The sequence below is a fragment of the Psychromonas sp. genome, assembly GCF_983033635.1.
Genome location: NZ_CEZLMY010000038.1, coordinates 16,371 through 26,924, shown reverse-complemented (window position 1 = coordinate 26,924; position 10,554 = coordinate 16,371). Strand labels below are relative to the sequence as shown.

General features: G+C 37.2%; 11 protein-coding genes. 10 read left to right on the top strand and 1 reads right to left on the bottom strand.

Going from position 1 to position 10,554, the window contains the following annotated elements; all coding sequences use genetic code 11:
* The first annotated feature begins 19 nt into the window (after positions 1-19).
* From AC4GME_RS07540 to galU, 10 genes are all read left to right on the top strand, one after another.
* Positions 20-1,120, top strand: a complete 1,101-nt coding sequence (locus tag AC4GME_RS07540; RefSeq protein ID WP_490379196.1) for a hypothetical protein — start codon at positions 20-22, stop codon at positions 1,118-1,120.
* A complete protein-coding gene (pssD, locus tag AC4GME_RS07535) occupies positions 1,117-1,587 on the top strand; it encodes a PssD/Cps14F family polysaccharide biosynthesis glycosyltransferase (RefSeq protein ID WP_490377919.1) in 471 nt (156 codons plus the stop codon). Before AC4GME_RS07540 ends, pssD begins: the two co-directional genes overlap by 4 nt.
* Complete coding sequence (pssE, locus tag AC4GME_RS07530) at positions 1,587-2,042, top strand: PssE/Cps14G family polysaccharide biosynthesis glycosyltransferase (protein WP_490377918.1); 456 nt, start codon at positions 1,587-1,589, stop codon at positions 2,040-2,042. The genes pssD and pssE overlap by 1 nt, the downstream gene beginning before the upstream one ends.
* Positions 2,039-2,986, top strand: coding sequence for a UDP-glucose 4-epimerase family protein (locus AC4GME_RS07525; protein WP_490377917.1), 948 nt, complete (start codon positions 2,039-2,041; stop codon positions 2,984-2,986). Before pssE ends, AC4GME_RS07525 begins: the two co-directional genes overlap by 4 nt.
* An 8-nt stretch (positions 2,987-2,994) precedes the next feature.
* A complete protein-coding gene (locus AC4GME_RS07520; protein ID WP_490377916.1) occupies positions 2,995-3,561 on the top strand; it encodes a sugar transferase in 567 nt (188 codons plus the stop codon).
* A 31-nt stretch (positions 3,562-3,592) separates the two neighbouring features.
* Positions 3,593-4,759: a nucleotide sugar dehydrogenase gene (locus AC4GME_RS07515; protein WP_490377915.1), complete on the top strand. Its 1,167-nt coding sequence runs from the start codon at positions 3,593-3,595 to the stop codon at positions 4,757-4,759.
* Between the two features lie 12 nt (positions 4,760-4,771).
* Entirely contained in the window at positions 4,772-5,776 is a 1,005-nt protein-coding gene (locus tag AC4GME_RS07510; RefSeq protein ID WP_490377914.1) for an NAD-dependent epimerase, read from the top strand.
* Positions 5,777-5,919: 143 nt separating this feature from the next.
* Positions 5,920-7,812 carry a polysaccharide biosynthesis protein gene (locus AC4GME_RS07505; protein WP_490377913.1) on the top strand — a complete coding sequence of 631 codons (1,893 nt, stop codon included), beginning with the start codon at positions 5,920-5,922 and terminating at the stop codon, positions 7,810-7,812.
* Between the two features lie 66 nt (positions 7,813-7,878).
* The gene (gene galE / locus AC4GME_RS07500; protein ID WP_490379195.1) at positions 7,879-8,895 is read left to right on the top strand and encodes a UDP-glucose 4-epimerase GalE; all 1,017 of its coding nucleotides are present in this window, start codon (positions 7,879-7,881) and stop codon (positions 8,893-8,895) included.
* A gap of 197 nt (positions 8,896-9,092) precedes the next feature.
* Positions 9,093-9,920: a UTP--glucose-1-phosphate uridylyltransferase GalU gene (galU, locus tag AC4GME_RS07495; RefSeq protein ID WP_490378151.1), complete on the top strand. Its 828-nt coding sequence runs from the start codon at positions 9,093-9,095 to the stop codon at positions 9,918-9,920.
* A gap of 265 nt (positions 9,921-10,185) precedes the next feature.
* Here the strand turns inward: galU and tusA are convergent, their stop codons facing one another.
* On the bottom strand, positions 10,186-10,422 hold the full coding sequence (gene tusA, locus AC4GME_RS07490) for a sulfurtransferase TusA (RefSeq protein WP_490378150.1): 237 nt from the start codon (positions 10,420-10,422) through the stop codon (positions 10,186-10,188).
* Positions 10,423-10,554 lie beyond the last annotated feature (132 nt).

Here is a 10,554-nt window from a genome sequence, read left to right as displayed (position 1 = left end):
GTTTTTATAGGTTTTTCCCTTGCTCAAAGTTAACTTTTGTTATGTTTTTCTTGCATTTTTTAATGTAATAGTTCATGTGCCAGGCTTTAATTACTTAGTAGTTATTTTCTATTTAGCTATGACCATTATCGGTTTTTCATTATATAGCAATATATCAATTTATTTTATATTCTTTTCTATAATGGCTTTAGCCTTCGGTATTTTAAGTTATTTTTTATCAAAGGTAGATGTAGGTTCTTTTTTCCCTGTTTTTTATTTGGCGCTATTATGTGCGTCATATTTAACAATCAGGAAATCAAATATTGACAAATTTGAATTAAATAAATTAATTACAATTTGTTTTTATGCTTACTTGGTACTTTCATTAGTTTCATTTTTTATATTTCCTGAAAAATATCGACATTTTAGTTTTGATGGCGTATTTATTTCAAGAGCATTTCATGGGATTGAAGGAAGCCCAGCAAATATCGATGTATTTGCAACGCTATTTATAATTATAAATATATATTGTCATGGTTTCAAAAAGCTTGTTAGTTGGTTTCATATATTAATATTTTTATGTGTAGCATACTTTTGTAGTACAGAAACACCATTACTGATCATATTGTCAATTTCATCATATATCATTACCCAGTTCTTTTTTGGGCGCTCTATTAACAGGTTTTTCATATGTATGATGTATTTATCTATGTTTCTTGTGTTTTATTTTTCTTTTATTAACGATTATATTTATGACCTTTTGTTAATCATAACAAATGGTAGAAACTATATTTGGAATACGCAACTATTGAATGTCGCTTCAGATCTATCTTATTTAGATTTTTTCTTTGGCGATTTCTCTAAAGCATTCGTTCCAATCCATTGGTCAAAGGAAGGAACAAATAACCCACATAATGGATATATTTTCCTTTTGCTCCGTTTTGGTATTCTGATTAGTTTTGTCTTTTATATGTATATATTATTTATATCTAAAAGAGCTAGTTATTTTCAAATGCTGTTGATAATTGCTTTATTAGCTGCATCTGTATCCAATTCGAATGTGTTTTATATTTCCAATCCAATCATTACATTTATTTGGGTTTTTGCATTAACATCAAAAATAAGAGAGCCTTCTCGATGAAAAATGTACTTATAGTTTATGGATGCGGTGGTCATAAAAAACAGGCTGATCGTTTATGCCATCAGCTTTCTATTACTGGTGATGAGATAAATTTTTTTAGTCTAACTGACTCGGGGGAAAAACCAAATTGGTCTGAAGCTCATTTGGAGTTGAAAGAGTTTAGAGATAAGTATACAGGTAAGATAATCTCCTTATTTGAAATGCTTTCTCAAATAAGGAAGATATATTCTTATTTAAGAAAGCATAATATTCATAATATTATTTCTATGGGGCCAGGCGTTTGTATACTGGTATGCTTAGTTGCAAAAATGATGGGGTGTGTAATTATTCATTTTGAAACATGGTCAAAGTTCGAATCTTTAACATTTACAACTAAAGTGCTCAAACATATAACCAATAATGTGTTCTACCAAAACATAGAACTTAAAAAGTTTTTACCAAACGGCAAGTATGTAGGGCGATTATAATGTTTAAGATCTTCATTACGGTTGGAACTACAGAATTTGATATCCTAATAAAAGCTATCGATACTATATTTGTAAATCAATCCAAATATTTTTTTACGGCACAAATTTCCTCTTCTGCAAATTATAAGCCGAGTAATATTGAGTTTTTTGAGTTTTCTAGCGATATAGAACGCTATATAGATGAAGCAGATTTCATCATAACGCATGCTGGAGCTGGATCTGTGTATTCTATGTTAGAGAAGGGAAAAAAACTTATAGTTGTTCCCAATTTATCTAGAATTGATCACCATCAGATTGAACTAGCAAACTACGTAAATAAAAATAATTTTGCTATTGCTTGTAATAAGTTAGATGAATTACCCTCATTAATTGAGTCTCTGAAAAATCAAGAGTTTCGTTCTTATCAAAAAGAAGATTTTTTTGGTGTTGGGATTATAAGAGATTTATTAATATGAAGATTCTATTAACGGGGTACTCAGGCTTTGTTGGTCGGTATTTGTATAATAACTTATCAAATAGAGAAGTAGTGTGTCTTGGGCGATCTAGGCCTATTTTAATGTCAGGCTCGCAGTTTATGGTTTGTAATCTAAGTAGCCCAAGTGAAATTGATTTATCTGAATTTAAAGGTTCCTGTTTTATTCACTGTGCCGCTCGTGCCCATGTGATGAACGACAATTCAGTTGATCCTCTCGAAGATTTCAGAGAAGTAAACACTCACGGTACGCTTAATCTTGCACAACAAGCGGCAAAAGCTGGTGTTAAACGCTTTATTTTCATTAGTTCAATTAAAGTAAATGGTGAATCTACAGAGCTTGGTTTTCCGTTTAAACAGGGTGATAACTTTATACCGACTGATCCATACGGCCTGAGCAAATATGAAGCGGAAGTTGGATTGCGAAAAATAGCAGAAAATACGGGGATGGAAGTGGTAATTATCCGCCCTCCTTTGGTCTATGGCCCAGGTGTTAAGGCGAACTTTGCTTCTATGATGAAGTGGGTGAACAAAGGACTTCCTTTACCGTTAGGTGGCATTAAAGATAATCGACGCAGTTTAGTGTCTGTGGATAACTTGGTTGATCTTATCACTACCTGTATAGAGCACCCCAATGCAGCTAATCAAACCTTTTTAGTTTCAGATGATGACGATGTTTCAACATCGCAATTGTTATCTAATATGGCTACTGCATTGAACGTGCCAACTAGATTAATACCTATTCCTAGCTCATGGTTCTATATAGCTGCTAAGCTGATTGGTAAACCTGCAATATCAGAGCGTTTATGTGGTTCTTTACAAGTTGATATATCTAAAACGAAAGAGCTGTTAAACTGGCAACCACCCTATAGCACAGCAGAATCTATGAAAAAAACAGCTGATGCTTTTCTTGAAAACAACAAGTAATTATTTATATGAATCATTTTATTGTTAGAGTTCTTGATTTTTTTATGGCACTAGTTGGCTTCGTGCTAACTTTTCCAATCTTAGTAATTGTCACTATTATTGGTTATTTTGACACGGGCTCGCCTATTTTTATCCAAGTACGCGTTGGTAAAAATAAACAGCCTTTTAAACTAATTAAGTTTCGTACCATGTCGGTAGAAACAAAATCTGTTGCAAGTCATCTTGCAAGCACTGCATCGATAACAAAACTAGGCGGCTTCCTTCGTAAAACAAAAATTGACGAATTACCACAACTGATCAATGTATTAAAAGGTGAAATGAGTTTTGTCGGGCCTCGTCCTAACTTATTCAACCAAGAAGAGTTGATTACGGAGCGAGACAGTCGTGGCGTTTATGCTGTGCTTCCTGGCATTACAGGGCTTGCACAGGTAAATACTATTGATATGTCGACTCCGCAATTGCTTGCAGAAACAGATCAAAAAATGATTCAAACATTAACTATTAAGCATTATTTTAAATATATCATTATGACGGCTACGGGTAGCGGTTCAGGTGATCGTGTTAATACTAAATAACTATAAAGCTAATAAGTAAGCAGAGAATAAAATGAAAATAGCTATTGCAGGTACAGGATACGTCGGTCTTTCAAATGCGGTATTGTTAGCGCAAAATAATGAAGTTATTGCCGTTGATATCATCCCTGCAAAAGTGGAACTAATAAACAATCAGCAATCGCCAATTGCAGATGCTGAGATTGAAGATTTTTTAGTAAACAAAACGCTAAACCTTACCGCGACTACAGATAAACAATTAGCGTATAAAAATGCTGAATATGTGATTATTGCAACACCAACCGATTATGATCCGAAGACAAACTATTTTAATACGTCATCGGTAGAAGCCGTTATTCAAGATGTAATGGATATTAACCCAAATGCGGTGATGGTCATTAAATCTACCGTACCTGTGGGTTATACAAAATCAGTGAAAGAGAAAATGGGTTGTGAAAGCATTTTATTTTCTCCTGAGTTTTTACGTGAAGGGCGCGCACTGTTTGATAATTTACATCCCTCTCGTATTATCGTTGGTGAGCAAAGTAAGCGTGCAGAGGTTTTTGCAGACCTGCTTGTTGAAGGTGCAGAGAAGGAAAATATAGAAGTTCTGTTTACCGATTCGACTGAAGCGGAAGCAGTAAAGCTTTTTTCTAATACCTACCTTGCTATGCGTGTGGCTTATTTTAATGAGTTGGATTCTTATGCTGAATCACACGCGCTGGATGCAGCTCATATTATCCAAGGTGTCTGTTTAGATCCTCGTATCGGCAACCATTATAACAATCCATCATTTGGTTATGGTGGTTATTGCTTACCAAAAGATACAAAACAGTTACGAGCTAATTATGCCGATGTTCCTAATAGTATTATCGGTGCAATTGTAGATGCGAACACTACACGTAAAGACTTTGTTGCTGAATCTATTCTAAAACGTAATCCTAAAAAAGTGGGGATTTATCGTTTGATCATGAAATCTGGCTCTGATAATTTTAGAGCGTCAAGTATTCAAGGAATTATGAAACGCATTAAAGCTAAAGGGATTGAAGTTGTTATTTATGAACCAGTTTTTGAAGAGGACGAATTCTTCCACTCGCGTGTGATTAAAGATTTGAATGAATTCAAAGCCGAGGCCGATGTGATCGTCTCGAATCGAATGGCTGAAGAATTAGCTGATGTAGTCGATAAAGTTTATACGCGCGATCTATTTGGCGCTGATTAAAGAGTGAGTAATATGAAGTTTTTAGTAACTGGGAGTGCTGGTTTTATTGGTAGTGCAGTGGTTGAACGTTTATGTGACGCTGGTCATCAAGTCGTTGGTATTGATAATTTAAATGATTATTATGATGTTAATTTAAAAGAAGCACGATTAAAGCGCATTGCGCATCCATTATTTCAATTTACAAAAATTGATATCGCTTCTCGTGATGAAATGGCTGCTTTATTTGAAGCTGAAAAGTTCGACCGGGTGGTTCACCTTGCTGCTCAAGCGGGTGTTCGTTACTCAATTGATAATCCGATGGCTTATGCCGATAGTAACTTGGTTGGGCATTTAAATGTGCTTGAAGGTTGCCGTCATAATAAAGTTAAACATCTTGTTTATGCATCGAGCAGTTCTGTCTATGGGTTAAATGGTAAAATGCCTTTTTCAACAGAAGACAGTGTCGATCATCCCATCTCATTGTATGCTGCGACCAAAAAATCGAATGAGTTAATGGCGCATACCTACTCTCATCTCTATGATATCCCTACCACTGGTTTACGCTTCTTTACCGTGTATGGACCATGGGGCCGTCCGGACATGGCATTATTTAAGTTTACTAAAAGTATCTTTGCTGATAAAGCGATCGATATTTATAATAATGGGGAGTTAAGCCGAGATTTTACTTATATTGATGATATTGTTGAAGGAATTATTCGAGTTCAAGAGCAAGTTCCTGTCAAGAAAGAAGATTGGACTGTAGAACAAGGTTCAGCAGCTAGCAGTAGTGCGCCATACCGTGTGTTTAATATTGGTAATGGTAACCCAGTTAAGCTTATGGACTTTGTTAGCGCTCTTGAAAGTGCGATTGGCCTTGAGGCTAAAAAGAATTTCATGCCAATGCAAGCTGGTGATGTTCATAAAACCTGGGCTGATACAAAAAGCTTATTTGAAGTTACAGGTTATCAACCTAAAACAAGTGTAAAAGATGGCGTTGCTGAATTTGTAAAATGGTACCGTGATTTTTATAAAGTCTGACTAGAATGCGGCCCTGCAGCAGCAAAGTTTTCGCTGATTGCCGTTCATGGTTTAACTATCTTTTGTGATATATTCCTCTTTCAATTAGTCTTGCGTATCGTGGTAAGGCTTTTTTGTTTTTATTCTATTTCGGCAAGGACTCCATGACTTTAATTAATTCAATTTTATCTATGCCTCGTGTCTATAAACGTTTTATTAGTGTTTCTATTGATACACTCTTCATTTTTGTGGCTTTTTTCAGTGCGTTTTTAACTCGTTTAGCTGATGCTAGCTTCCTTGATACAAGCGAGTATTCGCAGGTACTAATTGCACTTTGGATCAGCACCATTTTATTGTTTACTAAGGTCGGGTTATACCGCGCTATTTTACGTTATTTGAGTGTGCATGCGTTGTTGACTATTCTTACAAGCTGTTTGGTTTCTGCGTTATTGCTTGTTGTGTTTGGTTATTATTGGGATGTATTTATTCCTCGCTCTATCCCTATTATTTATGGCACTTACCTTGTTTTGCTTTGTGGTGGTACGCGTTTATTTGTGCGGTTGATTGTTTCGCAACGAAATAATAAACAAAAAATGCGGGTGATTATTTATGGCGCAGGTGACTCTGGTCGGCAATTAGTCAATTTATTACGTCAGGGGAATGAACTTCATCCCGTTGCCTTTATTGATGATGAAAAGCGCTTATTTAAAACGGTCGTGAATGGCCTGACGGTCTTTAATAGTAAAAACTTAAGTTTTTTAGTTTCTAAAATGGATGCGAGTAAAATATTACTTGCTATGCCAAGTGCGACCCGTTCACAACGAAAAGCGATTATTGATTCGCTTGTCGATCTGCCTGTTGAAGTTAAATCAATTCCTCATTTTGAAGAGATTTTAAATGGCTCAGCTGCGATAGATCAGTTGCGTGATGTGCCGATTGAAGATCTGTTGGGACGGGATTGTGTTCCTGCCAAACCTGAACTACTCGATGCTAATATTAAAAATAAAGTCGTTATGGTAACAGGGGCGGGGGGCTCGATTGGTTCTGAACTTTGCCGTCAGATTGTTCAACAGTCACCAAAGTCTTTAGTATTGTTTGAGTTATCTGAGTTTGCTTTATATCAAATCGATAAAGAGTTATCGGAGTTGGTTGCGGCGCAAGGTCTAAATGTAAAAATTATTCCTTTGTTAGGATCAGTGCAGCGTTTGAATCTTTTAAAAGCGGTGTTAAAAAGTTTTAAGGTGCAAACCTTGTATCATGCAGCCGCTTACAAGCACGTTCCATTGGTTGAATATAATGTGGTTGAAGGTGTGCGTAATAATGTCTTCGGTACTTATTACACTGCGTTGGCTGCGATTGAAGCGGAAGTTGAGTCATTTGTATTAATCTCAACAGATAAGGCTGTGCGCCCGACCAATGTAATGGGGACAACCAAGCGTATGGCGGAATTGACGCTGCAGTCATTATCGGCTGAAAATATTAAAACGCGTTTCTGTATGGTACGCTTTGGTAATGTTTTAGGCTCCTCTGGCTCTGTTATTCCACTATTTAAACGCCAAATTGCAGAAGGTGACCACGTGACTATCACGCACCCCGATATTATTCGCTATTTTATGACCATACCAGAAGCTGCTCAGTTAGTGATTCAGGCTGGCGCTATGGGGAAAGGTGGAGATGTCTTTGTGTTGGATATGGGCGAGCCGGTAAAAATTGTGGATTTGGCAACAAACCTTATTAAACTGTCTGGTTTAGAGGTTAAATCTGCAGATAATCCTTATGGCGATATTGAAATCAAGTTTACAGGCTTACGGCCTGGTGAGAAATTGTTTGAAGAGTTGTTGATTGGTGATGATGTTGGAAAAACGGCACATGAGCGCATTATGACGGCCAATGAAAGCTTTTTACCTTACAGTGAATATGAAAAGATTTTACAGAAGCTTGATAAAGCCTGTCATAGTTTTGATCATCAACAGATTCGAGAAATTCTATTAGAAGTACCGGCAGGGTTTAATCCAACAGATGAGATTGGTGATCTGGTTTGGAATGTAACTCTGTAGTTTTATTTTTTTGAAACTCCCCAATTTAAATTATTTATAACCATCACAGATTAGAAGGCAATAAACATGACCATTTTAGTCACAGGTGGTGCGGGTTACATTGGCTCTCACACTGTTTTAGAATTATTAGACGCGGGGCAAGAGGTTGTTATTGTTGATAACCTTTGTAATTCATCACAAGAATCCTTAAGCCGTGTTGCTGAAATTACAGGTAAAGAGTGTACTTTTTATCAAGGCGATATTTTAGATAAAATATTTCTTGGTAGCGTTTTTTCTAAGCATGAGATTAAAAGTGTTGTGCATTTTGCGGGTTTAAAAGCGGTGGGGGAGTCGGTTGCAAAACCGGTTTCCTATTATCAAAATAATGTGCAAGGTACCTTGACCCTGTTAGATGCAATGGCCGATGCAGGGGTGTTTAATTTGGTATTTAGCTCTTCTGCCACTGTTTACGGCGATCCTGCATCACTGCCAATTCGAGAGGATTTTCCAGTAGGGGGCACTACTAATCCTTACGGTACATCAAAACTGATGGTAGAGATGGTCCTGCAAGATGTTGCTAAATCTGATCCACGCTGGTCGTTCGCTATATTGCGTTACTTTAATCCAGTTGGCGCGCATATATCAGGTCTGATTGGCGAAGATCCAAATGGTATTCCCAATAATTTATTGCCTTATATTGCACAGGTTGCTGTTGGTAAATTGAAGGCTTTAGCTGTGTTTGGTGATGATTACGATACCATCGACGGCACGGGGGTGCGTGATTATATTCATGTGGTTGATTTGGCACTTGGGCATCTCAAAGCCTTGTCTAAAATAGAACATGAATCTGGCGTACATATCTATAACTTGGGTACGGGTAATGGTTATTCTGTGCTGGAGATGGTTAAAGCTTTTGAAATTGCTAGCGGAAAAACGATTGCTTACAATTTATCGCCTCGTCGAGAGGGTGATATTGCCGCTTGTTATGCCGCGCCTGAAAAAGCATCTGCCGAGTTAAACTGGCAGGCTGAACGAGGTTTAGCTGAGATGATGCAGGATACTTGGCGTTGGCAGTCAAATAATCCCAATGGTTATAATCAATAAGCTAGATGTTGAGAGCAACAGCGTATTACAACAAGGTTATATTGGCTCTTCTTGCCTCTACCGTCATCCTCGAGGTGTGTTTATTGAGAATCTCGGTATCTCATTGAGGCAAATAACCTGATGCTTACTATAGAAAATAATGATAAATTATCAATAAATAACTTACCGTTCTAAATTACTAATATAAGTAGAAAATAATGATTAAAAAATGTTTATTTCCAGCTGCGGGTTATGGAACGCGCTTTTTGCCTGCTACTAAATCTATGCCGAAAGAGATGATGCCGGTTGTGAATAAGCCGTTAATTGAGTTTGGTGTTGATGAAGCATTAGAAGCTGGTATGACGGGGATGTGTATTGTTACTGGTCGTGGTAAACATTCATTAATGGATCACTTCGATATTAACTATGAATTAGAGCATCAGATAAGCGGCACGGCAAAAGAAGATAAATTAAAAGATATTCGCTCAATTATGCAAAGTGCACGTTTTACCTTTATTCGTCAGCGTGAAATGAAAGGTCTTGGCCATGCAATTTTGACGGGTAAAGAGTTAGTGGGTGATGAACCTTTTGCTGTCGTACTCGCCGATGATCTTTGTGTGAATGAAGAGCAAGGTGTATTAAAGCAAATGGTTGCTTTGTACAACCAGTTTCGTTGTTCAATTGTTGCGGTTGAAGAGGTGCCTGATGATGAAACACATAAATATGGTGTAATTAAAGGTGAGATGATTAAAGATGATATCTTCCGTGTCGATGATATGGTTGAAAAACCGGAGCCGGGCACTGCGCCAAGTAATATGGCAATCATTGGCCGCTATATTCTAACGCCAGATATTTTTGATATTCTTGAAGATACACCTCCGGGTAAAAACGGTGAGATTCAAATTACCGATGCGTTGTTAACACAAGCAAAAAATGGCTGTGTTTTAGCTTATAAATTTAAAGGTAAACGTTTTGATTGCGGCAGTGTGCCCGGTTTTATTGAAGCTACCAATTATGTTTATGAGAATATGTACCAGGAAGATTGATTTAAATTAAAGGGTGGTTGTTTGATAGCGTTGTAAGCGCAGTTTAAATCGCGTTGAGGCGCAACATAAGTTGCGCTCCCGATGAGTAAACTATCTACACCCTTCTTTGTGCCTTAGCTTTCACCACCGCCATTTTGGTATCTCACCTGCTTTTGTTATCTGCACGATCTTTCACTTTATTATCACCCATGTGATGGGGACGTTTTACTGCCATCATCTAGGTGTTTTTCTCGAGGGGGGCGCTGAAGATTACGCTGTAGTTGGCTTAAGATCCTTTACGAATTAAGTAACGATAAGGTATTTGCTCGATATCAGCTTCAACTAGAGTGTGCTCCATAAATCGACAAAAGCTTGGTATATCACGAGTGGTTGCAGGATCATCTGCAATCACAGCTAACAGTTCACCTTCCTGCATTTTTCGTACTGTTTTACGGATCATCATAACTGGCTCGGGGCAACGTAAGCCGAGCGTATCCAGCTCTTGTGTTGTATCTTTATTCATTAAATGTAACTCACTTTTGTAATTTCGGTTGATTATACCAATCCGTAAAATTAATTGATCTGTTTTTATATTTGCAAGTGCGGTTTTAACCGCGCAATACAGTAGGCGAGGCTGAAGCCTCACTTCCGAAAA